The 22,705-nt window shown below is 72.7% G+C and carries 19 protein-coding genes and 1 tRNA gene; 11 read left to right on the plus strand and 9 right to left on the minus strand.

The genetic code is table 11. The features are described from left to right. The first annotated feature begins 27 nt into the window (after positions 1-27). The 3 genes from IF29_RS0118735 to IF29_RS0118745 all read left to right on the plus strand — a co-directional run bounded on the left by IF29_RS0118735 (position 28) and on the right by IF29_RS0118745 (position 4,908). Complete coding sequence (locus tag IF29_RS0118735) at positions 28-1,497, plus strand: aldehyde dehydrogenase family protein (protein ID WP_030256100.1); 1,470 nt, start codon at positions 28-30, stop codon at positions 1,495-1,497. 144 nt (positions 1,498-1,641) lie between these two features. Next, complete coding sequence (locus IF29_RS0118740) at positions 1,642-3,240, plus strand: APC family permease (RefSeq protein WP_037595737.1); 1,599 nt, start codon at positions 1,642-1,644, stop codon at positions 3,238-3,240. Positions 3,241-3,318: 78 nt separating this feature from the next. Continuing rightward, positions 3,319-4,908: a GMC family oxidoreductase gene (locus IF29_RS0118745; protein WP_030256105.1), complete on the plus strand. Its 1,590-nt coding sequence runs from the start codon at positions 3,319-3,321 to the stop codon at positions 4,906-4,908. 31 nt (positions 4,909-4,939) lie between these two features. Here the strand turns inward: IF29_RS0118745 and IF29_RS0118750 are convergent, their stop codons facing one another. Then, a complete protein-coding gene (locus IF29_RS0118750) occupies positions 4,940-5,617 on the minus strand; it encodes a TetR/AcrR family transcriptional regulator C-terminal domain-containing protein (RefSeq protein ID WP_051725492.1) in 678 nt (225 codons plus the stop codon). Between the two features lie 115 nt (positions 5,618-5,732). On the opposite strand from IF29_RS0118750, the gene IF29_RS0118755 reads away from it, so the two are divergent. The 3 genes from IF29_RS0118755 to IF29_RS47710 all read left to right on the plus strand — a co-directional run bounded on the left by IF29_RS0118755 (position 5,733) and on the right by IF29_RS47710 (position 10,010). Continuing rightward, positions 5,733-7,094, plus strand: coding sequence for an MFS transporter (locus IF29_RS0118755; RefSeq protein ID WP_051725493.1), 1,362 nt, complete (start codon positions 5,733-5,735; stop codon positions 7,092-7,094). Positions 7,095-7,176: 82 nt separating this feature from the next. Continuing rightward, positions 7,177-9,465 (plus strand): glycoside hydrolase family 3 C-terminal domain-containing protein, encoded by a 2,289-nt coding sequence (locus IF29_RS0118760; RefSeq protein ID WP_030256112.1) that lies wholly within the window; start codon positions 7,177-7,179, stop codon positions 9,463-9,465. A 158-nt stretch (positions 9,466-9,623) separates the two neighbouring features. Further along, positions 9,624-10,010, plus strand: a complete 387-nt coding sequence (locus IF29_RS47710) for a hypothetical protein (RefSeq protein WP_030256115.1) — start codon at positions 9,624-9,626, stop codon at positions 10,008-10,010. Between the two features lie 77 nt (positions 10,011-10,087). Here the strand turns inward: IF29_RS47710 and IF29_RS0118770 are convergent. Next, positions 10,088-10,170: transfer RNA gene (locus IF29_RS0118770), tRNA-Leu, on the minus strand. 228 nt (positions 10,171-10,398) lie between these two features. On the opposite strand from IF29_RS0118770, the gene IF29_RS0118775 reads away from it, so the two are divergent. The 3 genes from IF29_RS0118775 (at position 10,399) to IF29_RS0118785 (ending at position 13,219) form a co-directional block, all read left to right on the plus strand. Continuing rightward, the gene (locus IF29_RS0118775; protein ID WP_030256117.1) at positions 10,399-11,721 is read left to right on the plus strand and encodes a M20/M25/M40 family metallo-hydrolase; all 1,323 of its coding nucleotides are present in this window, start codon (positions 10,399-10,401) and stop codon (positions 11,719-11,721) included. A gap of 216 nt (positions 11,722-11,937) precedes the next feature. After that, positions 11,938-12,180: a chaplin gene (locus tag IF29_RS0118780; RefSeq protein WP_030256119.1), complete on the plus strand. Its 243-nt coding sequence runs from the start codon at positions 11,938-11,940 to the stop codon at positions 12,178-12,180. Between the two features lie 271 nt (positions 12,181-12,451). Then, positions 12,452-13,219, plus strand: a complete 768-nt coding sequence (locus IF29_RS0118785) for a chaplin (protein WP_380523273.1) — start codon at positions 12,452-12,454, stop codon at positions 13,217-13,219. Between the two features lie 92 nt (positions 13,220-13,311). Here the strand turns inward: IF29_RS0118785 and IF29_RS42155 are convergent, their stop codons facing one another. Next, on the minus strand, positions 13,312-13,521 hold the full coding sequence (locus IF29_RS42155; RefSeq protein WP_269084274.1) for a DUF5703 family protein: 210 nt from the start codon (positions 13,519-13,521) through the stop codon (positions 13,312-13,314). Between the two features lie 293 nt (positions 13,522-13,814). Between IF29_RS42155 and IF29_RS0118795 the strand changes: the two genes are divergently transcribed. Then, a complete protein-coding gene (locus IF29_RS0118795) occupies positions 13,815-14,435 on the plus strand; it encodes a hypothetical protein (protein WP_030256126.1) in 621 nt (206 codons plus the stop codon). A 145-nt stretch (positions 14,436-14,580) separates the two neighbouring features. Here the strand turns inward: IF29_RS0118795 and IF29_RS0118800 are convergent, their stop codons facing one another. Together IF29_RS0118800 and IF29_RS0118805 are read right to left on the minus strand one after the other, a co-directional pair. Further along, positions 14,581-16,572, minus strand: a complete 1,992-nt coding sequence (locus IF29_RS0118800; RefSeq protein ID WP_051725494.1) for a helix-hairpin-helix domain-containing protein — start codon at positions 16,570-16,572, stop codon at positions 14,581-14,583. Beyond that, positions 16,569-17,549 carry an aldo/keto reductase gene (locus IF29_RS0118805; protein WP_030256132.1) on the minus strand — a complete coding sequence of 327 codons (981 nt, stop codon included), beginning with the start codon at positions 17,547-17,549 and terminating at the stop codon, positions 16,569-16,571. Before IF29_RS0118805 ends, IF29_RS0118800 begins: the two co-directional genes overlap by 4 nt. A gap of 146 nt (positions 17,550-17,695) precedes the next feature. Here IF29_RS0118805 and IF29_RS0118810 point away from each other — a divergent pair, with 146 nt between their 5' ends. Then, positions 17,696-18,757 (plus strand): LLM class F420-dependent oxidoreductase, encoded by a 1,062-nt coding sequence (locus IF29_RS0118810; protein WP_030256135.1) that lies wholly within the window; start codon positions 17,696-17,698, stop codon positions 18,755-18,757. Positions 18,758-18,836: 79 nt separating this feature from the next. On the opposite strand, the gene IF29_RS0118815 is transcribed toward IF29_RS0118810, so the two are convergent. Genes IF29_RS0118815 through IF29_RS0118830 form a run of 4 tightly spaced genes read right to left on the minus strand, consistent with a single transcriptional unit; the run spans position 18,837 to position 22,559 of the window. Beyond that, complete coding sequence (locus tag IF29_RS0118815) at positions 18,837-19,640, minus strand: ABC transporter permease (protein WP_030256138.1); 804 nt, start codon at positions 19,638-19,640, stop codon at positions 18,837-18,839. After that, positions 19,637-20,404 carry an ABC transporter permease gene (locus tag IF29_RS0118820; RefSeq protein ID WP_030256141.1) on the minus strand — a complete coding sequence of 256 codons (768 nt, stop codon included), beginning with the start codon at positions 20,402-20,404 and terminating at the stop codon, positions 19,637-19,639. Before IF29_RS0118820 ends, IF29_RS0118815 begins: the two co-directional genes overlap by 4 nt. Then, entirely contained in the window at positions 20,401-21,375 is a 975-nt protein-coding gene (locus IF29_RS0118825) for an ABC transporter ATP-binding protein (RefSeq protein ID WP_030256144.1), read from the minus strand. Before IF29_RS0118825 ends, IF29_RS0118820 begins: the two co-directional genes overlap by 4 nt. Continuing rightward, positions 21,375-22,559 (minus strand): hypothetical protein, encoded by a 1,185-nt coding sequence (locus tag IF29_RS0118830; RefSeq protein ID WP_157623820.1) that lies wholly within the window; start codon positions 22,557-22,559, stop codon positions 21,375-21,377. Before IF29_RS0118830 ends, IF29_RS0118825 begins: the two co-directional genes overlap by 1 nt. Between the last annotated feature and the right edge of the window lie 146 nt (positions 22,560-22,705).

Raw genomic sequence — 22,705 nt, forward strand, 5'->3', positions numbered from 1 at the left:
CCGTCCGGCCTGACCTGGAGGAACGACATGCCCGAGGTGTTCATCGGAGGACGCTGGACGTCGGCCGTCCAGGGGCGCGGCCGGGAGATCCGGTGCCCGGCGGACGGCAGTCTGGTCGCCCGGGTGGACGAATGCGGGCCGGAGGACGCGGCCGCCGCGGTGGCCGCCGCGCGGGAGGCGTTCGACCGGGGGCCGTGGCCGCGCACCTCCGCCGCGGAGCGCAGCGCGCTGCTGCTGCGGGTCGCCGAGCTGCTGGTGCGGGACAAGGACGCGTTCGCCCGTGCGGAGTCGCTCGACACCGGGAAGCGCCTGGTGGAGTCCGAGTACGACATGGACGACATCGCCAACTGCTTCCGCTACTTCGGCAACCTGGTCGGCGCTGGCGGCCAGGACCGGGTGGTCGACACCGGTATCCCGTCCGTGGACAGCCGGATCGTCCATGAGCCCGTCGGCGTCTGCGCGCTGATCACCCCGTGGAACTATCCGCTGCTGCAGACCGCCTGGAAGGTCGCCCCGGCGCTCGGCACCGGCAACACCTTCGTCCTCAAGCCCAGCGAGCTGACGCCGCACACCGCGATCATGCTGATGCGGCTGCTCCAGGAGGCCGGGCTGCCGGACGGCGCGGCCAACCTGGTGCTGGGTACCGGCGCGGAGGCCGGGGCGCCGCTGACCGAGGACCCCCGGGTCGACCTGGTGTCCTTCACCGGGGGCCTGGCCACCGGGCGCCGCATCATGGCGGCGGCCGCGCCCACGGTGAAGAAGGTGGCCCTCGAACTCGGCGGGAAGAACCCCAACATCGTCTTCGCCGACGCGGACTTCGACACCGCCGTCGACTACGCGCTGATGGCGGTGTTCCTGCACTCCGGGCAGGTCTGCTCGGCCGGGGCCCGGCTGCTGGTCGAGGACTCGCTGCACGACCGCTTCGTGGACGAGGTGGTCGCGCGGGCCCGGCGGGTGCGGATGGGCGGGCCGTTCGACCCGGAGGCCCGTACCGGCCCGCTGATCTCGGCCGCGCACCGGGAGAAGGTCGAGGCGTACGTCGCCGCCGGGCTCGCCGAGGGGGCGGTACTGCGGCTCGGCGGGGAGCGCCCGGACGACGCGGCCCTCGCCGACGGCTTCTTCTACCCGCCGACCATCCTGGACGAGTGCACCCCGGACATGTCGGTGGTGCAGGACGAGTCCTTCGGGCCGGTGCTGACGGTGGAACGGTTCCGCGACGAGGCCGAGGCGCTGGCACTGGCCAACGACACCGTCTACGGCCTGGCCGGCGCGGTGTGGACGACCGACCAGGCCCGGGCCCGGCGGGTCGCCGACGCACTGCGGGTCGGCACGGTGTGGATCAACGACTTCCACCCCTATGTGCCGCAGGCCGAGTGGGGCGGCATGAAGCAGTCCGGCACCGGCCGCGAGCTGGGCCCGGCGGGCCTCGCCGAGTACACCGAGGCCAAGCACGTCTGGCGGAACACCGCCGCCGAGCCGCAGCGCTGGTTCGACTGACCGATCCCGGGGCCCCGCCCGCCCCCCGACCCGCGACCCGCCCCGACCCGCGAGCCGCCCCGACCCGCGAGCCGTCCTGACCCCCGACCCGCCCCGACCCGACCCGCGTACGCCATGCCATGCCACGCCACGAGGAGAAGCGCCATGCCGGACGTTCCGCCCGCCCGCCCCGGGCCATCCCCGAGCGGGCCAGCCGCGAGCGGGCCAGCCGCGAGCGGCGACTCCGACGACGAGGCGCTCGCCGCACTGGGCTACAAGCCCGGACTGAAGCGCACGCTCGGCAACTTCCACACCTTCGCGGCCGGGATCAGCTACATCTCCATCCTGACCGGCACCTTCCAGCTGTTCTACTTCGGCGTCAGTTTCGGTGGCCCCGCCTACTGGTGGTCCTGGCCGATGGTCTTCGTCGGACAGCTGATGGTGGCGCTGTGCTTCTGCGAGCTCGCCGCCCGCTTCCCGGTGGCCGGGTCCGTCTACAACTGGTCCAAGCAGACCGGCGGTCCGCACGTCGGCTGGCTGGCGGGCTGGATGATGACGGTCGCGACCATGGTGTCGCTGGCCGCGGTGGCCCTCGCCTACCAGTTGACGCTGCCTCAGATCTCCAGCGTGTTCCAGGTGATCGGCGACGGCACCGGCAAGTACGACGCCGCGGCCAACGCCGTGCTGCTCGGCACCATCCTGATCGTCTTCACCACCGTGGTGAACGCCTTCGGGGTCAAGCTGATGGCCACCATCAACTCGGCCGGCGTGGCCGTCGAGCTGGTGGCCGCGGTCGTGCTGGTGGTGCTGCTGGCCGCCCACATCACCCGCGGTCCCGGCGTGATCGTGCAGACCAACGGCTTCGGCCAGGGGCAGACGCTCGGCTACTTCGGCGCCTTCCTGACCGCGTCCCTCGCCTCGGCGTACGTGATGTACGGCTTCGACACCGCCTCCTCGCTTGGCGAGGAGTCCATCGACCCGGCCCGCAACGCGCCGCGCGCCATCCTGCGGGCCCTGGTGGCGTCCTTCATCCTCGGCGGCCTGATCCTGCTCTTCGCACTGCTGGCCACCCCCGACCTGCACGCCAAGGAACTCTCCACCGAGGGGCTGCAGTACGTGGTGAAGGCCGCCCTCGGCGAGACCACCGGCCAGGCGGTGCTGTGGTGCGTCGCCATCGCCATCACCGTGTGCGCGCTGTCCGTGCAGACCGCCGGGCTGCGGCTGGCCTTCGCGATGGCGCGCGACAACAACCTGCCGGGCGGCTCGAAACTGGCCCGGCTCAGCCCGCGGTTCCAGACACCGGTGCTGGCCACCTGCCTGATCGGGCTGGTGGCGATCGCCATCCTGGTGGTCAACATCAACCAGCCACAGATCTTCTCGGTGGTCACCAGCATCGCCATCGCCCTGATCTACATCGCCTACCTGCTGGTCACCCTGCCGCTGCTGCGGCAGCGGCTGCGCGGCGAGTGGACCCCGGCGCCCGGACGCTTCTCGCTGGGCCGCTTCGGCCTGCCGATCAACATCCTGGCGGTGCTCTGGGGCGCCCTGATGACCGTCAACCTGCTCTGGCCGCGGGCCTCGGTCTACAACGCCACCGACCCCCAGCACTGGTACCTGCGCTGGGGCGGGGTGCTGTTCGTCGGCGTCGTGGGGGTCGGCGGGTTCGCCTACTACTGGTTCGTGCAGCGCAAGCACACCGGCGTGGTCGCCGAGCACGCCGCCGGGGAACTGCCGGAGCCCCCCGGGGCCCACGGCGCGCCCTGACATCGAGACCCCGCATCGCGCCCTGACATCGAAACCCTGACATCGAGACCCTGACATCGAGACGGAGGAGGAGCTGTGGTGGAGGACAACACGGAGACGGCGGACGAGTTCGACGAGTTCGACTACGTGGTGGTCGGCGGCGGCACCGCCGGAAACGTCGTCGCGGCCAGGCTGAGTGAGGACCCGTCAGTCACCGTGTGCCTGCTGGAGGCCGGCCCGTCCGACGTCGGCGACGACAACGTGCTGCGGCTGGACCGCTGGATGGGCCTGCTGGAGTCCGGCTACGACTGGGACTACCCGGTCGAACCGCAGGAGCACGGCAACAGCTTCATGCGGCACGCCCGGGCCCGGGTCCTCGGCGGCTGCTCCTCGCACAACTCCTGCATCGCCTTCTGGGCCCCGGCCGAGGACCTGGACGCCTGGGCCGCCGCCGGCTGCACCGGCTGGAGCGCCGCCGAGGTCTTCCCGCTCTACCGGCGGCTGGAGACCAACGACGCCCCCGGCGACCACCACGGCCGCAGCGGCCCGGTGCAGATCCGCACCATCAGGCCCGACGACCCCTGCGGCAGCGCGCTGCTGGAGGCCTGCGCGCAGGCGTCCATCCCCACCGTCTCGTTCAACACCGGCACGACCGTGGTGCGCGGCGCGGGCTGGTTCCAGATCAACTCCGACCCGGACAACATCCGCCAGTCCTCCTCGGTCGCCTACCTGCACCCGATCATGGGCCGGCGGCCGAACCTGGAGGTGCGCACCGGGCTGCGGGCCAAGCGGCTGGTCATCGACGGGAACCGGCGCTGCACCGGCGTCGAGTACCTCGACCCCGACCTGGTGCACACCCGCACCGTCCGCGCCCGCAGGGAGACCGTGGTCAGCTGCGGGTCGATCGACACCCCCAAGCTGCTGATGCTCTCCGGCATCGGCCCGGTCGGCCATCTGCGCGAGGTCGGCGTGGACGTGGTCCTGGACGCGCCCGGGGTGGGGGAGAACCTCCAGGACCACCCGGAGGGCGTGATCATGTGGAACGCGCTGCAGCCGATGGTGACCCGCTCCAACCAGTGGTGGGAGATCGGCATCTTCGCGGCCACCGAGCCCGGTCTGGACCGGCCCGACCTGATGTTCCACTACGGCTCCACGCCCTTCGACATGAACACCTACCGGTGGTCCTACCCCACCAGCGAGAACGCCTTCTGCCTCACGCCCAACGTGACCCGGTCCCGCTCCCGCGGCACGGTCCGGCTGCGCACCCGCGACTTCCGGGACAAGCCCAGGGTCGACCCGCGCTACTTCACCGATGAGCACGACGTCCGGGTGATGACCTACGGCCTGCGGCTGGCCCGGGAGATCGCGGCCCAGGCGGCGCTGTCCGGCTGGGCGGGCGCGGAGCTGGCGCCCGGGCCGGACGTCCGTACCGACGACGAACTGCTCGACTACATCACCAAGACCCACAACACCGTCTACCACCCCTCGGCGACGGTGAAGATGGGCGCGGACGACGACGCGACCGCCCCGCTCGACCCCCGGCTGCGGGTCAAGGGCATCCGCGGCCTGCGAGTCGCCGACGGCTCGGCGATGCCGGACCTGATCACCGTCAACCCGTGCATCACCACGATGATGATCGGCGAGAAGTGCGCCGACATGATCAAGGAGGACGCCGCCGCCGGGCGGTGAGCTCCCGTGACAACCGCGGTGCGGAACGGGCCTACGCGGGGGTGAGCCGCTGTTCCACGCCGGTGATGAGGAGGTCGAGGTTGAACTCGAACTGTTCGTCCGAGGCCGGTGCCCAGGTGTCGAAGAAGCGGCGGGCAGCGTCCAGTTGGCCGGGGGGTGCGGCCGCGTGGGCCCGGGTGACCTCGGCGATCTGCGGGTGGGTGCCGTTGCGGGCGGCCATGGTGACGTCGCGGGCCGCGGCGGCGGCCAGTTGACTGAGCATCACGAGGGCGTGGCCCGCGTCGGTCTCGCTCAGGCCGGCGTCGATCAGTTCGCGGAGGGCCTGCTCGGTCTGCTGGAGGGCTTCCGGGGCTCCGTGGGCCGGGAGTCGGTAGTAGGCGCTGAAGGCTCCGGCGGCGATCATCGCGTCGCGGATGTGACGGCCGAACACACGTAGCGTCTCGCGCCAGTCGCCGGCCGCGGGGAGTTCGGCGGCGGCGAACTCGCGTTGCAGGATGTCCGAGGCGACCAGCTCGACCAACGCCTCCCGGTCGGGGACGTGGTAGTGCAGCGTGGAGCGGTCCACGCCCAGTGCGGTGGCCACCGCCTGCATGGTGACGCCCTCCGGCGGTAGCCCCCGGGCGGCGGCGACGATCTGCCCGCGGCTGATCCGCGCAGGCCTGCCCCGGCCCGGCCGACGTACCCCGGCCGCCCTGTTCACGTCGTCCATATCCCCTCCACAGCGTTCACACCCTTGACCGATCCTAGCTGCCCGACTTATTTTTCCACGGCCGAGGAAAAATATACTCGCTGCTCCGCCGACCTTCGACGACGAGGGAAGACCCATGCCAGACTCCGCCGCCCCGGCGCAGCTCCCCCCCGTGCAGGACGCCGCGCAACTCGCCGCCGCACCCGCCACACACGCCGCACCCGCCGCACACGCCACCGCCCAGCTCACCCCCGCTCCACCCGCCGCCCGGGAAGGGGAGCGCGTGAAGGTGCGCGGTCCGCTGCTCCGCCTGCTGCTCTGCCTGGTCCCCGCCAACCTCAGCCTGTACGTGCTGTGGGGCGCGATCCCCACCGTGCTGCTGCCGCTCCAGGTGAACGCCATCGACCCAGGGGACAAGGTCGGTGCGCTGGCGACGGTGTCCACCGTCGGCGCGGTCGCCGCGATGGTGGCCCAGCCGTTGGCCGGCGCGGTCAGCGACCGGACCCGCTCGCGATTCGGACGGCGCGCGCCGTGGCTGGTGGCCGGGTCGCTGATCGGCGGGCTGTGCCTGGTCGGGATGGCCCTGGCCAACGGGATCGTGCAGCTGGCGATCGCCTGGACCTGCGTGCAGATCGCGTACAACTTCGTCCAGGCCCCGCTCAGCGCGATCCTGCCGGACCGGGTGCCGGTGAGCGCGCGCGGGATCTTCTCCGCCCTCGGCGGGCTGGCCTCGATGATCGGCGCGGTCGGCGGCCAGGTGCTGGGCGCCTCCTTCGCGCAGCACATCGGCGCGGGCTACTGCGCGCTGGCCGGCTTCTCGATCGTCATGCTGACCCTGCTGGCGGTCTTCAACAGGGACGCCTCCAACCTCGGCACGGAGCGCGAACCCTTCAACCCGCGTGCGTTCCTGCGCACCTTCTGGATCAGCCCGACCCGGCACCCCGACTACTTCTGGGCCTTCCTGGGCCGACTGCTGCTCTACACCGGCTACTTCGCGGTCACCGGGTACAACCTCTACCTGCTGCAGGACTACATCGGCCTCGGCCCCGGGGCGACGGCGCAGGTGGCCGCGCTGGGCCTGATCGGGCTGGCGGCCACCGTCCCGGCCATCGTCATCGGCGGCGTGGTCAGCGACCGGCTCGGGCGGCGCAAGATCCTGGTGTTCATCTCCTCCGCGCTGGTCGCGGCCGGACTGGTGATCCCCTGGGCGGTGCCCAGCCTGACCTCCATGTACCTGATGGCGATCGTGGTCGGCTTCGGCTTCGGCGCCTTCGGCTCGGTGGACCAGGTCCTGATGACGCAGGTGCTGCCCAGCGAGGAGAGCTTCGCCAAGGACCTGGGCGTGGTCAACATCGCCGCCAGCCTGCCGCAGGTCCTCGCCCCCACCGTGGGCGGAGTGATCGTCACGGTGTTCGGCTACGCCGGGCTCTTCCCGGTCGGCATCGGGCTCTCGCTGCTCGGCGCGTTCGCGGTGTTCCGCATCCGCTCCGTCCGCTGACCCGACGTCACCTCCCGCTCCACACCGCCTCCCCAGCTCCCTGGGCTCCCTGACTCCCCACCTCACCGGCGAAAGCGACAGCATGACGACCCAGCACACCGAACCCCTGCAGCTGACCACCGAGGAGCAGGCGGCGCTCGGCAGCGGTGGCGGCTTCACCTCCACCAAGGCCGTGGGCGACGTCCCGGCCATCACCCTGGTCGACGGCTCCGCCGGGGTGCGCATGCAGGACATGAGCCAGGGCGCCGACCACCTCGGCCTGCGCCCTGCGCTGCCCGCCACTGCCTTCCCCTGCGCCACCGTCATGGCCCAGACCTGGAACCCGGAGCTGGTGCACCGGGTGGCCCGGGCCCTGGGCACCGAGGCGCAGGCAGCCGGCGTGCAGGTGCTGCTCGGCCCCGGCGTCAACATGAAGCGCGACCCGCGTGCGGGCCGCAACTTCGAGTACTACTCCGAGGACCCGTACCTGACCGGCGTGCTGGCGAGCGCCTATGTGCAGGGCCTGCAGAGCCAGGGGGTCGGCGCCTCGCTCAAGCACTTCGCGGCCAACAACACCGAGCACGAGCGCTTCCGCAGCAGCTCCGACGTGGACGCCAGGCCACTGCGGGAGATCTACCTGCGCGCCTTCCAGCGGGTGGTGCGCGACGCCCAGCCGTGGACGGTGATGTGCTCCTACAACCGCATCAACGGCGTGCCCGCCGCCGAGGACCGCTGGCTGCTCACCGATGTGCTGCGCGGCGAGTGGGGCTTCGAGGGCGCGGTGCTCAGCGACTGGGGGGCGGTCGACGACCGGGTGGCCTCGGTGCGGGCCGGGCTCGACCTGGAGATGCCGGCCGACCGCGGCAGGCACGACCGCGCACTGGTCCACGCCGTCCTGGCCGGGTACCTGTCGGCCCGGCAGGTCGAGCAGGCCGCCCAACGGGTGGCCCGCCTCGCCCGCCATGCGAAGGCGGCCGCACGCCCCGACACCCGCTGGGACGTGGACGAGCACCACGCGCTGGCCCGGGAAGCCGCGGCGCAGGGCCTGGTACTGCTGAAGAACGACGACGCGGTGCTGCCCCTGGTCGACGCCGAGGGCCCGCTCGCCGTCATCGGCGAGTTCGCGGTCAAGCCGCGCTGCCAGGGCGGCGGCAGCTCCTACGTCACCGCCACCCGGATCGACGTCCCGCTGGACGAGATCCGGGCGCTGGCCGGGGAGGCCCTGGTGGAGTACGCACCGGGGTTCACCACCGACGCGGCCACCGACGCAGCCCCCGACGACCCGGCGCTGCTGCGCGAGGCGGTGGAGCTGGCCGCCCGTAGCCGCACCGCCGTCATCTTCCTCGGGCTGGCCGGCTCGCAGGAGGCAGAGGGCTTTGACCGCACCTCCATCGAACTTCCCCAGGAGCAGCTGGAGTTGCTGCGGGCGGTGCACCGGGTGCAGCCGCGCACGGTGGTCGTGCTGGCGCACGGCGGGGTGCTCCGCCTGGCCCCGCTGGTCGACCACGCGGCGGCGGTGCTCGACTGCGGGCTGTCCGGCCAGGCGGCCGGCGGGGCCGTCGCGGACGTGCTCTTCGGGCGGGTCAACCCCTCCGGGCGGCTCGCCGAGACCGTCCCGGAGCGCATCGAGTCCACCCCGGCCTTTCTGAACTTCCCCGGCGAGAACCTCCACGTCCGGTACGGCGAGGGCCTGTTCATGGGCTACCGCTGGTACGACGCACGGAAGCTGGAGGTCACCTTCCCCTTCGGCCATGGACTCTCCTACGCCACCTTCCGCTACTCGGACCTGGTGCTGGAGGGGAGCGCCGAGGGCGTCACGGTGCGCCTGCGGGTCGCGAACACCGGTTCCCGCGCCGGGCGGGAGATCGTCCAGGTGTACACCGGCGTGGCCGGCTCGACCGTGGTGCGCCCCGAGCAGGAGCTGAAGGGCTTCGCCCCGGTCTGGCTGGAGCCGGGCGAGGAACGCGAGGTCACCGTCCAGGTGCGCCGCGAGGACCTGGCCTACTGGCACACCGCGCTGGACCGCTGGGTGGTGGAGGGCGGCGAGTACACCGTCGGCGTCGGCGCCTCCAGCCGGGACATCCGGCTGACCGGGCAGCTCGCCCTCACCGGGGACCACGCCCCGGTACCGCTCACCCCGGGCTCCTCCATCACCGAGGTGCTCGCCAACCCGGTCGCCGCCGCGGAGCTGGGCGAGCTGTTCGGAGCCGCCTTCGGCGGGCTCGGCGACTCCCAGGCGGCCGGGATGGGCCTGGACATCCTCAAGATGATCGGTTCGACCCCCGTCCAACGCTTCCTGACCTCCCTCGGCGGCGGCATGGGCCTCGCCCGGGTACAGGACATCCTCGACCGCGCCAACGCCGCCGTCGGCGCGGTGCCGAACGGCCGGTAGGCGGCGGCCGGTGCTACGGGAGGTGCAGTAGTCGAGCTGCCTGCACCTGGACGACGACGGGAGGGGGGTCGGTCGGAGAGTCTGGAACAAGTCGGTGACCAGCACCAAGGCATCGAGTTCCGAGACCGACCCCCTCTGTGAAAGGACGGACCCCCGTCATGACGACCACGCTGCCCGCCCGTCTGAAGACCCTGACCCGTGACGTCCTGATGTGGGGCGTCTTCGTCTTCGCCATAGCCGCGACGGTGTCCGCGGGTCGGTTCTTCGACGGTGCCGAGAAGTCCGCGGTCACCTGGGGCGGCATCGCCCTCTCGCTGCTGATGGGCACCCTGCTGGCGCAGAAGCCGCGGATCAAGGCGTTCCTGTCTACCAGGCCGGTGCTGTGGTTCCTGTTCCTCTTCAACGGTGCCGTGGCCGCGGTCGCTGCCGTCGCCGTCGGGGGTACCCAGGGCGCCATGACCGCCGGCGGAATGGGCCTGGTCGCCCTCGGCGCCGGCTTCGGCCTGCTGTCCGGCCGCCGCAACCGCAAGCCCGCTCGCGCCTGACAGCTGCGAAAACAGTGGTGCGGACCGGGCCTGAGCCCGGTCCGCACCACTGGGGGATACTGCTGGAAACACTTCTGTGTCCGAGGGGGGACTTGAACCCCCACGCCCCGAAGGGCACTAGCACCTCAAGCTAGCGCGTCTGCCATTCCGCCACCCGGACCGGGTGGTCATCGCGGCGTCTCCGTCGCGCTGACGTGGATAACCATAGCAAAGATCAGCCGGGGTTCCGAACGCGTTCCCGGTCGCTCGACCTGCGCAGATGCGGGCAGGGACGTGGGCGGGGGTTGGGATCGGGGGGCGGAGGGGAGAGGATGGCGGGATCATGCCGGTGGACCCCCGGGGTGGAGCGGAGGGGGCGCCGGTGCCGTACGGAGAGAGGCTGGACAGCGTGAGCGAGACCAATCCGACGCGGGTGACCGGGGAGAGCGAGGTCGCCGACCTCTGCCGCGAGCTGATCCGGATCGACACCAGCAACTACGGCGACGGATCCGGGCCGGGGGAGCGGGCGGCGGCCGAGTACGTGGCCGAGAAGCTCGCCGAGGTGGGCCTGGAGCCGGAGATCTTCGAGTCCGCCAAGGGCCGGGCCAGCACGGTGGCCCGGATCGCGGGCGAGGACCCCTCACGTCCGGCGCTGCTGATCCACGGGCACACCGACGTGGTGCCGGCCAACGCGGACGACTGGACCCACCACCCCTTCGCCGGGGAGATCGCGGACGGCTGCGTCTGGGGCCGCGGCGCGGTGGACATGAAGGACATGGACGCGATGACCCTCGCGGTCGTCCGCGACCGGCTCCGCAGCGGACGCAAGCCCCCGCGCGACATCGTGCTGGCCTTCCTGGCCGACGAGGAGGCCGGCGGCGTCTTCGGCGCGCACCACCTGGTGGACAAGCACCCCGGTCTCTTCGAGGGCGTCACCGAGGCGATCGGCGAGGTCGGCGGCTTCTCCTTCACCGTGAACGAGAACCTCCGCCTCTACCTGGTGGAGACCGCGGAGAAGGGCATGCACTGGATGCGCCTGACCGTGGACGGCACCGCGGGCCACGGCTCGATGACCAACAAGGACAACGCGATCACCGAGCTGTGCGAGGCGGTCGCCCGGCTCGGACGGCACCAGTTCCCGGTGCGGGTCACCAAGAGCGTGCGGCACTTCCTGGACGAGCTCTCCGACGCGCTCGGCGTGGAGCTCGACCCCGAGGACATGGACTCCACGCTGGAGCGGCTCGGCGGCATCGCCAAGCTGATCGGCGCGACCCTGCGCAACACCGCCCAGCCCACCATGCTCGGCGCCGGCTACAAGGTGAACGTCATCCCCGGCCAGGCCACGGCCCACGTCGACGGCCGCTACCTGCCCGGTTTCAAGGACGAGTTCCACGAGGAGCTGGACCGCGTCCTCGGGCCGCGGATCCGCCGCGAGACGGTGCACGAGGACAAGGCGGTGGAGACCGACTTCGACGGCCCGCTGGTGGCGGCGATGCAGCGCGCGCTCAGCGCGGAGGACCCGATCGCCCGCGCCGTCCCCTACACCCTCTCCGGCGGCACGGACGCCAAGTCCTTCAGCGAGCTGGGGATCCGCTGCTTCGGCTTCGCCCCGTTGCGGCTGCCCCCGGAGCTGGACTTCGCCGGGATGTTCCACGGGGTCGACGAGCGGGTGCCGGTGGACGGGCTGACGTTCGGCGTCCGGGTGCTGGACCGATTCATCGACGCCTGCTGAATTCCGTCGAAGCCCGCCGTATCCGGTGATTCCGGGTGCGGCGGGCTTCGTCTTTTCCGTACGCGTGCACCCGGGCCTGCCGGTATTTCGATCGGGCGTTTGAGTGGATCACCGTTGCGGGTGAATGGCCGAGCCGACTAGTACCCCGTTTGCCGCAGCCTCGTTCACTCATATGCAGCCCGCCGAACGGGCTGCGACGTCGACTAGGAGGACATTATGCAGGTCAAGAAGATCGCTGCGGTTGTTGCTGCCACGGGTGGCCTGGTTCTCGCCGGCGCGGGGGTCGCGTCCGCCCACGGAGGGGCCTCCGCCGAGGGCGCTGCCTGGGGTTCCCCGGGCGTTCTCTCCGGCAACGTCATCCAGGTTCCGGTCCACATCCCGGTGAACGTCTGCGGCAACACGATCAGCGTCATCGGGCTGCTGAACCCGGCCTTCGGCAACAGCTGCGAGAACAACTGATATCCACCGGTTGATTCCGGACTTTTCTCACACATGCGGTCCCGGGAGGCGCGCCATGCCCCCCGGGGCCGCATCGTCGGCACGGCGTCAATCGGGTGGTGAAGTCTCACCCGGACTGGTGAAAGGCGTAAACCGCCATGAACCGGGGCCCCGGCCTCTCGTTACGTGAAACATCACGTCAATGCAGGCCAACGTCCCGTACGGAATCACAGACAAACTGAGGGCAGGGCAATTCATGCGACAAGCTGCCAGACGCGGACTTCTCACGGTCATGGCGACCGGGAGCGTCCTCGCATCAACTGCAGGCTATGCCTACGCGGACGCCGGAGCCGCGGGCTCCGCCTCCGACTCGCCCGGGGTCGGATCGGGCAACGCGGTCCAGGTGCCCGTCGACGTCCCGGTGAACGTGTGCGGCGACACGATCAACGTGGTCGGGCTGCTCAACCCGGCCATGGGCAACCACTGCGGCAACGGCGCCGGGCACGCCAAGGGCCCGGGCGGCTCGAAGGGCTCCGGCGGCGGGGCCGCCAGCCAGGGCGGTGCCCACCACTCCCCGGGCGTCGGCTCGGGCAACGCCGTCGCGGCACCCGTGTCGGTGCCGCTGAACCTCTGCGGCGACTCCGTCGACGTGGTCGGCGCGGGCAACAGCGCCCACGGCAACAGCTGCGCCAACCACGGCGGCGGCAGCGGCGTCCACACGCCCACCCCGCCGACCGGGTCGCACCCCGGCGGCGGCAAGGGGACTCCGCCGGAGCACTGCTCCTGCACCCCGCCGCCGGTCCGGACCCACCCGCAGCCGCCGCCCCCGGTCACGCCGCCGGCGACGCCGCCGGTCACCCCGCCCATGCACCACGGCTCCCCGCCGCCCCCGCAGACGGTGGCCAAGGTCAGCCGGACCGCCCCGGCCGCCGCCACGCCCACCCAGGCGGTGCTCGCCTCCACCGGCGCCGGCGACACCATGCTGATGCTGCCGACCGGGGCCGCGCTGGCCCTGGGCGGGCTGCTGCTCTACCGCCGCTCCCGCGCCGGGCAGCGCTGACGGCTCCAGGAGCGAGGGACTCCGGCAGCGAGGAAGGGGTGGTGCGCACCGTCGGTGCGTACCACCCCTTGTCCGTTATGTCGGCTATTGCCTCAGTCCGAGAGCAACGACCAGGTGCGGACCTGACGGATGATCTTCCGTCGGAGCACCACCTTGCGGCGGCCGTCCGGGAAGAGTCGCAGTCGGTCCAACTCCCAGTGTCCGTACTCCGCCTGCTCCGTCAGCAGGCGCCGGGCCTCGTTCCGGGAGACGTCGCGGGGCAGGAGCATGGAGCGGAACTCGTACTCGGGCTGTTGGACGATCTTTGGTGCTGCCAAGTCTTTCCTCCTGCAGAGCGCTCTGGGTCAAGCCTACGACGGGCCGCTGACACGGCTGATCGGATCTGACAGGGGTTCAGCCCGGTGCCGAACCTGGTCCGGTCAGGGTCCCACGAAGGCTGCCGCCTGGACAGGGGCCCGAACCGGGCTTCGCACGGACGGGTGAGCGCCCCGGAAGGCGCGCGGGGAGCGCTCCCCGGGAAATCCAGGTGCCCGAATCGGGCGCGACCGGATAACTTCTGTGCACTACGGGCCCAACAGCGGATAGCGTCAGCACCATGCCTGATGTCGCGCAGCCCACCATCGCCGAGGTACGAAGCGCCGCCGAGGCGGTCAAGGCCGCCATCGACCGCCATCTGGCCGCCGTCGAAGCCCGCACCGGGGAGAACGACCCCGGTGTCGCCACCGCCTACGCGGCCCTCGCGGAGGCCGCGGACGCCTATGACGAAGTCCTCTACGACGCCTACGACGAGGTCACCCCGTTCGAGGTCCCGCACGACAGCGAACTGTCGCAGTACGCGGACCCGGACGACCCGGAGGCGATCAGCGTGCTGATCCGCAGGGACTACCTGATCACCGACCCGCTGCGGCTGCGCGCCGCGGCGCTGCGGATCGACGGCACCACGGCCGCGGACCCGGGGCCGGTGTCCGCCAGCGTGAGCGGGGCGCTCGGGGCGCTGTTCGGCGAGTACGAGCCGGACGAGATCGCCTCCCGGGCCGAGGAGTTCGGTCTGGAGGAGGGGGACTCCACGCTGTGGGTCACCGCCGCGGACCCGGCCGAGCCGGGGGACTGGCTCTCCGAGCCGTTCGACGACGCCGATCCGGATCTGTTGATCTGCCGGTTCGACGTCAGTGAGGTCTACGACGACGAACTGGAGCCGTTGGATCCCGAGCGGTAGGGGCCGGGTTCTCGGGCGCGGGTCGTGGGTGGCTGGGCGCGCAGTTCCCCGCGCCCCCAGGAGGCTGCAACCGACCCACAGCGGGAAAGTGGCACCTACCCAGGGGCGCGGGGAACTGCGCGCCCAGCCGGGCACACGCCGCAGGTCACTCCGCCAGCCCGGCCACCTGTTCGGTGAGGACCCCCCGGAGGCGGGTGGTCCGGGGCTGGGCCGGGACCGTGGCGACGGCCTGGGGCAGGGCCGGGCCGACCGCGTGCACCACGGAGAGGTGCTGCTCGGCCCGGCTGAACGCCGTGTACACCCACTGCCGGGTCAGCTCGGGCGCCGCCTCGGGGGCGAGCAGCACCACCACGCCGGGCCAGCGCCGCCCGGTGGCCTGATGGGCGGTCAGCGCCCAGCCGTGGCGGACGGTTCCGGCGACCTGTTCGCGCGGCACCCGCACCTCCTCGCCCTCGCAGTCCAGCACCAGCCCGGCGGCCCCGCCGGCCCGCAGCGTGCCGGGACGGGCCACGCCGGGGGCGGGGGAGTGCACCACGGCGTCGCCGGGGTCGAAGCCGCCGAAGGTGCCGGGACCGGGGTTGAACCGCTGCTTGAGCGCCGCGTTGAGGGCCCGGGTGCCGGCCGGGCCGCCGTGGCCCGGTGTCACCACCCTGACCTGCTCAGCCGGGATGCCCAGGGCCCGCGGAATGGAGTCGTGGACCAGCTGCAGGGCCCGGTGCACCGCCTCGGCGCCGTCCTTGGCCGTGACGATCACGACCTCCTTGCCGGGCGCCTCGACCGGGAGCAGCTCGCCGATGCCGATCCCGGACGCCAGCTCGCCGATCGGGCCGAAGTCGGGGGTGCGCGAGGCGACGGCGGGGCAGGCCTTGGCGGCCAGGACGTCGGCGAACACCCGTCCCGGGCCCGCGGACCACAGCACCGCCGGGTCGCCGCTGAGCACCAGCCGGGCGCCGTCGGCGACCGACTCGACCAGGGTGGCCGCGAGCTCCACGTCCAGCGCCGGGGCGTCGCAGACGACCAGCAGGTCCAGCGCTAGCGTCCCGTCCGGGGCGCGGCCCGGGCCCTCGGTACCGGCCAGCAGCCCGGCGAGGGTGACCGCGGCCTCGTCGTCCAGGCGGCGCCGTCCGTCGGCGGTCGCGGCGGCGACCCAGGCCCGCAGCCCCAGGCCGCGCGCCGCGCGCACCAGGGCGACCGGTTCGGCGCGGGCGGCCTCGCCCCCGGTGTGCAGCACCAGTCCGGCCTCGGCGACCGCCCGGATCAGCGCGCCGGCCGAGGCCGACGGGGCCGCCCCGGCCGCGCCGGACCAGTCCAGCGCGGGGACGTCGGCACTGTCGTCGGGCTCCTCGGCGGCCTCGCCACCGTCGCCCCCGCCCTCGCTCGCGTCCTCCGCCGGGGCGGTCCCGACGACCGGGTCGCCCTCGAAGGTGGACACCAGCCGTACCAGGCCGTCGGCCAGGCTCTCCTCGGCCAGGGCCAGCCGGTCCAGGGCGAGCAGGACCCGTACCGGGGGCTCGTCCTCGTCGTCCTCGGCGCGCGGCGCGGCCCCGGGCTGCTGGATCTCCTCCTGGAAGGCCATCACCTGGCCCTCGCCGAGCATCGCCGCCAGCGATCCCTCCGGGTCGGGGACGCCCTGCTTGCGCAGCCCGTCGCCGACGGCGGACAGCTCGACCGCGGTGTGGCCGCGCAGCGCGGCCCGCTCCAGCAGCCAGACCGCCAGCGCCTCGGCGCGGCGCGGGTCGTCCGGGCCGCAGGCGTCGCCGAGCAGCCCGCGGGCGAAGCCGTCGGCGTGCTCGGGGCGGACGCCGGGGACCGCCAGCAGTGACCAGGGGTCCTCGCGCAGCGCGGTCGGGGCGCCCTCGCCCAGGGTGGCGACCACCGCGGTGACCAGCTCGGCGGGTGCGCCGCCGGCGGCCAGCACCTCGGCGGTGGCCTTCAGCGCCTCGGCCCGGGCGGCGTCGGGCGAGGCGGTGCCCGCCGCTCCCGCCGCGGACGCCGGGGCGGCGGAGCCGGACGCCTCGGCCGCGCCCGAGCCGCCCATGGCCCGGATCGCCTCGGCGAGCTGCTCCGTCGAGGGCAGCGCGGCCGGAGGCGTCGCGGGGCCGTCCTCCGTCAGCGTCCGGTTCGGCTCGTCGGTCACAGCGCGCTCCAGTCGTGGTCGGGGTAGAAGTGGATCGGCGCCGAGATGTCGTCCAGGGCTCGGCAGATCTCCTCCGGGAGCGTAAGGGACTCCACTGACAACGCCGCGTTGAGCTGCGCCGCGGTCCGTGCGCCCACGATCGGGGCGACCACGCCGGGGCGGTCCCGCACCCAGGCCAGCGCGACCTGCAGCGGGGTCGCCGCCAGTCCGTCGGCCGCGGTGGCGACCGCGTCCACGATCCGCCGCCCGCGCTCGTCCAGGTAGGGCTGGACGAAGGCCGAGTAGTACGGCGAGGCCCCGCGGGAGTCGGCCGGCGTCCCGTGCCGGTACTTGCCGGTGAGCACGCCGCGGCCGAGCGGGGAGGCGGCCAGCAGGCCCATCCCGCTGTCCAGGGCCGCGGGCAGCACCTCGCGCTCTATTCCGCGCTGCAGCAGCGAGTACTCCATCTGGGTACCCGCCAGGGGCGTGCGGCCGGGTACCGCGCGCTGCCAGGTCGCGGCCTTGGCCAGCTGCCAGCCGCAGAAGTTGGACACCCCCACGTAGCGCGCCCGCCCAGAGGAGACCGCCAGGTCGAGGGCGTGCAGGGTCTCGTCGGTGGGCGTGTCCGGGTCGAACGCGTGCACCTGCCACAGGTCCACGTAGTCGGTGCCGAGCCGGGCCAGCGAGGCGTCCAGGGCGGCCAGCAGATGGCCGCGCGAGCCGTCGAAGCGCCGGTCCTGGTCGGGGACGCTGCCCGCCTTGGTCGCCAGCACCAGGTCCGAGCGCGGGACGAACTGCTCGATCAGCCGCGACAGCAGGTACTCCGAGCCGCCGTCGGCGTAGACGTCGGCGGTGTCGACGAGGTTGCCGCCGGCCTCGACGAAGGCCTTCAGCTGCTCCGCGGCGTCGATCTCGTCCATGTCCTCGCCCCAGGTCATGGTGCCGAGGCCGAGCCGGGAGACGCGGAGCCCGGTCCGGCCCAGATGTCGCAGTTCCATGTGGGGTGAGCGTAGTGGGCCGATCGTGCGATGCGGTGCAGGCCCACAGCAAGGGAGGGTGAGCAGTTGGCCGTACTGGCCAGTAGCTTCCGGCCGCCGCCCCGGATACAGTCACGGTGACGCCCACACCCTTCGGAGGCAGCACCGTGCGACTCGGCATCAATCTCGGCTACTGGGGCCTCGGCAACGACGCCGACAACATCGCCGTCGCCCAGGAGGCGGACCGGCTCGGCTTCGCGGTCTGCTGGGCCGCCGAGGCCTACGGCTCCGACGCCGCGACCGTCCTGGCCTACGTCGCCGCCAAGACCGAGCGCATCGACGTCGGCTCGGCGATCTTCCAGATCCCGGCCCGCACCCCCACCATGACCGCGATGACCGCCGCCACCCTGGACACCCTCTCCGACGGCCGGTTCCGGCTCGGCCTGGGCGTCTCCGGGCCGCAGGTCTCCGAGGGCTGGTACGGCGTCAAGTTCGACAAGCCGCTGGCCCGCACCCGCGAGTACGTCGAGATCATCCGCAAGGCGATGGCCCGCGAGCGGGTGGTCCACGACGGCGCCAACTGGACCCTGCCGCTGCCCGGCGGCCCCGGCAAGGCGCTGAAGCTCACCGTGCACCCGGTGCGCGAGCACATCCCGCTCTACATCGCCGCCATCGGCCCCAAGAACCTGGAGCTGACCGGTGAGATCGCGGACGGCTGGCTGGGCATCTTCTTCGCCCCGGAGCAGGCCGGGCTGTCGCTGGAGCACCTGACCGCCGGGCGTGCCAAGGTCGGCAAGACCCTGGACGGCTTCGACGTGGCCCCCAACGTCCCGATCGCGGTCAGCGCCAGCGACAAGCCCGAGGACCTGGTCCTGGCGGCCAACCTGTTCCGCCAGTACACCGCGCTCTACGTGGGCGGCATGGGCAGCAAGGAGCAGAACTTCTACAACCGGATCACCCGGCGGATGGGCTACGAGCAGGCCGCCGACGAGATCCAGGAGAAGTACCTGGTCAAGGACTACGCCGGCGCGGCCGCCGCGGTGCCGCAGCAGCTGATCGACTCCACCACCCTGATCGGCACCCGGGACCGGCTGGCCGACCGGCTGCAGGCCTACGCCGCCGCCGGGGTCACCACCCTCAACCTCTCCCCGGGCGGCTACACCCTGGGCGAGCGGGTCGAGGCGCTGCGCACCGCCGCCGAGGCCGTGGAGCAGGCCGGACTGGCCTGAATCGGCCCGATCGGCCCGACAGCGGGTGCCTCCCCGGCCGGCTCCGGGGAGGCACCCACCGTTGACGTACCGTCAGGCGTCAGGTCAGGAACAGTGCGGCCCCGTCGCGCCGGCTCCGCCGGGCCCGCAGGGTCAGCACGGCGACGGCCGCCGCCAGCCAGCAGGCGCCGACCAGGGCCTCCTGCGCCGCGAGCAGCGCCACCTGCCCCCCGCCGCGCCCGTCCAGGACCCGGCGGATCGCCAGCAGCCCGTGGGTCAGCGGCAGGGCCGCGCCGATCCGGCCCAGGACCGGGCCGACCGCGCTCGCCGGGACCTCGACCCCGCTCAGCGCCATCATCACCACCAGGGCCGCGTTGGACACCACGTTGCGCAGGTCCGTGGCGGTCAGCACCAGCGAGCCGAGGAACAGCCCCAGGGCGTAGGTGGTCAGGCCGACGAGCACGAGCAGGCAGGTCACCAGCGCCACCGCGGAGAGGCCTATCGGCAGGTGCACCACCGGGCCGAGCAGCAGGAACGCGCCGAGGCCGCAGGCGACGCCGTCCGGCAGCCAGAACAGGCTGCGTCCGGTCAGCACCAGGGAGGGGCTGCTGGGCGAGGCGACCAGCAGCGGCAGCGTGCCGTTCTCCAGCTCCCAGGTCGTCGAAGCGGTGGCGAACAGGCCGTGCAGCGCCACCATCAGCACCGCGTTGCCCACCAGCAGGTAGCGGGCCTGGCCGGGGCCGAGCAGGTTGCCGGCGGTGGCGAAGAAGAGCACCTGGGCCAGCATCCGCACGAACCAGCCGAAGAGCCAGGTCTTCCAGGTGAAGACCGCGCTGTGGTCGGCGGCCCCGGCCCGCGCCGCCCAGAGCAGCACGCGGACCCGTCGGGTGATTCCAGAGGTCATCGCAGTCCAACCGTTCCGGTCTCGCGCACCATCCGGACGACGCGTCCGAGCACCAGCCTGCCGACGAGCGCGGCGAGCAGTCCCAGGCCGAGGATGACGCAGATCCGCCAGGCCGCCCCGGCGACCGGCGCGGGGGCCAGTGCGGCGCGGAGCAGGTCGGCGCTCCAGGACAGGTAGATCAGCCGGCCGAGCGGGTGGGTCCAGGCCGGCAGCCGGTCGAGCGGCACGAACACCCCGCCCAGCAGCAGGAACGGATAGCTCAGGGTGTTCTGGAAGGTACGGGCGGTGCGGGTGGCCACGAAGAGCGCCGCCATCAGGCCGGCCGCGCCGGCGGTGGCCGCCGCGGTGGCGAGCAGCCCGAGCACCAGGACCACCGGGTGGTCCACCTCGGGCGTGATCCCGAAGCCGAGGACCGAGACCGCGAACACCTCCACCACCGTCAGCAGGCTGATCGTGGTGGTCACCCAGACCCGGCTGACGACCAGTCGGGCGAAGTCGACCGGCGCCGCGATCACCAGCTCCAGCGTGCCCAGCTGGCGGTCCGAGTCGACCACCTCGCCGGAGATCAGCATGGCCATGCTCCACACCGCCATCAGCACCGGCGCGACCAGTCCGTAGGCGATCAGCTGGGGCTGCCCGCTGTGCCGGACCAGCAGCAGGAAGACGGCGGCCAGCAGCGGCGTGCGGACCAGGTCGATCAGGTAGTCGCGGTGGGTCAGCACCAGCTGTCCCTGGAAGCGTCCGGCCGCGGCGAGCAGGCTCACCTGGCCACCACGCTGCGCTCGTCGTTGCGGTGGACCAGCCGCAGGTAGACCTCCTCCAGGTTGGGCAGCTCGGTGCGCACCTCCGTGACGCCGGCCGCGACCACGAAGGCGAGCACCCGCCCGACCGCCTCCTGGCTGCCGACCGAGACCACGGCGGCGCCGTCGTCCGCAGCGGCCACCTCGGTCACCTCCGGCAGCGCCCGGACCTGGTCGAGCAGGGCCGGGTCGGCGCGGACCCGGATGCGCTCCTGCCGGGAGAGCAGCCGTGCCAGCGTCTTCGGTGCCTCCGCGGCGACCACCCGGCCGTTGTTGATCATCGTGACCCGGTCGCAGAGCAGTTCGGCCTCGTCGAGGTCGTGGGTGGCCAGCAGGACGGTCCGGCCCTCGCCCGCCAGCCGGCCGATCAGTTCGCGCAACTGGCGTGCGGCGAGCGGGTCCAGGCCGTTGGTGGGTTCGTCCAGCAGGAGCACCCGCGGGTCGGCCACCATACCCCGGGCCAGGTGCAGCCGCTGGCGCATGCCGACCGAGTAGGTCTCCACCCGGTCGCCGGCCCGCTCGGCCAGCCCGAACTCGTCGAGCAGTTCCTCGGTACGGCTGCGGCCGGCGGCGGTCGACAGGCCGTAGAGGGCGGCCCAGTAGCGCAGGTTCTGCCGGGCGGTCAAGCGCGGGTAGACACCGCGTTCGCCGCCGAACACGATGCCGAGCAGCGGGCGGATCCGGCGGTACTCGGTCGCCAGGTCGTGGCCGAGGACCCGGCCGCTGCCGGCGGTCGGCAGCAGCACGGTCGAGAGGATCTTCATCAGCGTGGTCTTGCCGGCGCCGTTCGGGCCGAGCAGCCCGTGCACCTCGCCCTGTGCCACCTCGATCGAGACCCCGTCGAGCGCGGTGACGCCGGCGCCGCGCCGGGCGCGGTACTCCCGGCGCAGGTCGTGCGTCTCGACGGCGAGCTGGTTGCCACTCAAGGCCGGCATCAGGATCCCTTCTTCTCGAGCTCGTCCAGCCATTCCTGCCGGGCGGCTCCGGCGACCAGCAGGAACGAGCCGATCGGGGTGCGGGCCACCAGGTGGCGGCCGATGTCGTCGAGCCGCGGTTCCGGCACCGGAGGTCCGTCCAGAGGCACGCCGAACAGCGGCACGCCCGCGGCCAGCAGGCGGCGTCCGCCGACCTGACGCTGCACCAGGTCGGAGGCCGCGTCGGCGAACCGGCCGGCCCGGTCCTCGACCCCGGCCTGCGCCGCGAAGGCCAGTACGCGGACCGGATTGGCCCACCGGCGCAGCGCACGGGCCCCGCGCAGCAAGCGTTCCCGGGCGGCTCCCGACCGGGTGCCGGGGAAGGCGGCGGGGACCGGTCGGCCCAGCTGGCGGATGGCCCGTACCGCCTCGCGCCACTCCGGCCACAGACCGATCCGGTCGAGGTCCGCGTGCACCTGTGCCAGGTCGGCTGGATCCGGATCGGCGAGCAGCAGCGACAGGTCCAGCAGGTCGCGGGAGCGGAACGGGCGCTCCCAGCGCTCGGCGACCAGGGCGACCGCGCTGGCGGCCGGGGCCGAACGCACCGGACGGGCCAACTGCTTGGCAGGACGCCGGATGTCGGTCACGATCTCGGCGGTCACCAGGCCGACGGCATAGGGCTCGGCCTCGGGATCGGGCTCGCCGTCCGGGCCCGTGCCGGGCCTGCGGAACTCGGCGAAGAGGTGGTACGGGACGCCCGCCCCGGGCTCGGCGGGACCGACCGTGAACGCCTCCAACTCCCAATCGGAATCGGTGAGATGGCGGGCGGAGCGCCAGAAGTCGCGGTGGCTCTGGCAGACCACGTCGAGGTCGCCGGCCGAGCGGAGCACGCCGGGCGGATAGAGCGCGGCGACCGTCATGCCCTTCAGCAGGAACAACTCGGGTGCCAGCAAACGGAGTTCGTCCCAGACCCGACGGTAGCGGCCGATCCGCTCGCGGCAGGCGGAGAGTTCGGCCTGTTCGGCGGTGCTGAGATCCTGGCCCTCCGCCGCCCAGAGGCTGAGCAGGGTCGCGGCCAGTTTGTGCCCGTCCCCGCGCGCGGTCCGCAGCAGGGCGTCACGGGTGGTCGGCGAGGCCGGGTCCGCGGAGCCGAGGAGGTCGCGCAGCGAGTCGACCGATACGTCCAACGCCCCTCTGCTGCCCATCAGCGCCGTCCGTCAAGAGGTCGGTGCCGACGAAGGATTCGGGTGCGACCAGGACCCGCGAGGAGCAGGAACAGCGAGTCCTGATCACCCTGACGAGCGGTCAACTGACCGACTTGGTCCTGATACGGACCTTCTTCGCGGCGACC

It is taken from the genome of Streptacidiphilus jeojiense (assembly GCF_000719095.1).
GTDB lineage: Bacteria > Actinomycetota > Actinomycetes > Streptomycetales > Streptomycetaceae > Streptacidiphilus > Streptacidiphilus jeojiensis.

Bases quoted from the DNA above. Each gene is read 5' to 3' on its own strand.
- IF29_RS0118735 (WP_030256100.1), top strand. From the start codon at position 28: ATGCCCGAGGTGTTCATCGGAGGACGCTGGACGTCGGCCGTCCAGGGG.
- IF29_RS0118740 (WP_037595737.1), top strand. From the start codon at position 1,642: ATGCCGGACGTTCCGCCCGCCCGCCCCGGGCCATCCCCGAGCGGGCCA.
- IF29_RS0118750 (WP_051725492.1), bottom strand. From the start codon at position 5,617: ATGGACGACGTGAACAGGGCGGCCGGGGTACGTCGGCCGGGCCGGGGC.
- IF29_RS0118755 (WP_051725493.1), top strand. From the start codon at position 5,733: ATGCCAGACTCCGCCGCCCCGGCGCAGCTCCCCCCCGTGCAGGACGCC.
- IF29_RS0118760 (WP_030256112.1), top strand. From the start codon at position 7,177: ATGACGACCCAGCACACCGAACCCCTGCAGCTGACCACCGAGGAGCAG.
- IF29_RS47710 (WP_030256115.1), top strand. From the start codon at position 9,624: ATGACGACCACGCTGCCCGCCCGTCTGAAGACCCTGACCCGTGACGTC.
- IF29_RS0118780 (WP_030256119.1), top strand. From the start codon at position 11,938: ATGCAGGTCAAGAAGATCGCTGCGGTTGTTGCTGCCACGGGTGGCCTG.
- IF29_RS0118785 (WP_380523273.1), top strand. From the start codon at position 12,452: ATGGCGACCGGGAGCGTCCTCGCATCAACTGCAGGCTATGCCTACGCG.
- IF29_RS0118795 (WP_030256126.1), top strand. From the start codon at position 13,815: ATGCCTGATGTCGCGCAGCCCACCATCGCCGAGGTACGAAGCGCCGCC.
- IF29_RS0118805 (WP_030256132.1), bottom strand. From the start codon at position 17,549: ATGGAACTGCGACATCTGGGCCGGACCGGGCTCCGCGTCTCCCGGCTC.
- IF29_RS0118815 (WP_030256138.1), bottom strand. From the start codon at position 19,640: ATGACCTCTGGAATCACCCGACGGGTCCGCGTGCTGCTCTGGGCGGCG.
- IF29_RS0118825 (WP_030256144.1), bottom strand. From the start codon at position 21,375: ATGCCGGCCTTGAGTGGCAACCAGCTCGCCGTCGAGACGCACGACCTG.
- IF29_RS0118830 (WP_157623820.1), bottom strand. From the start codon at position 22,559: ATGGGCAGCAGAGGGGCGTTGGACGTATCGGTCGACTCGCTGCGCGAC.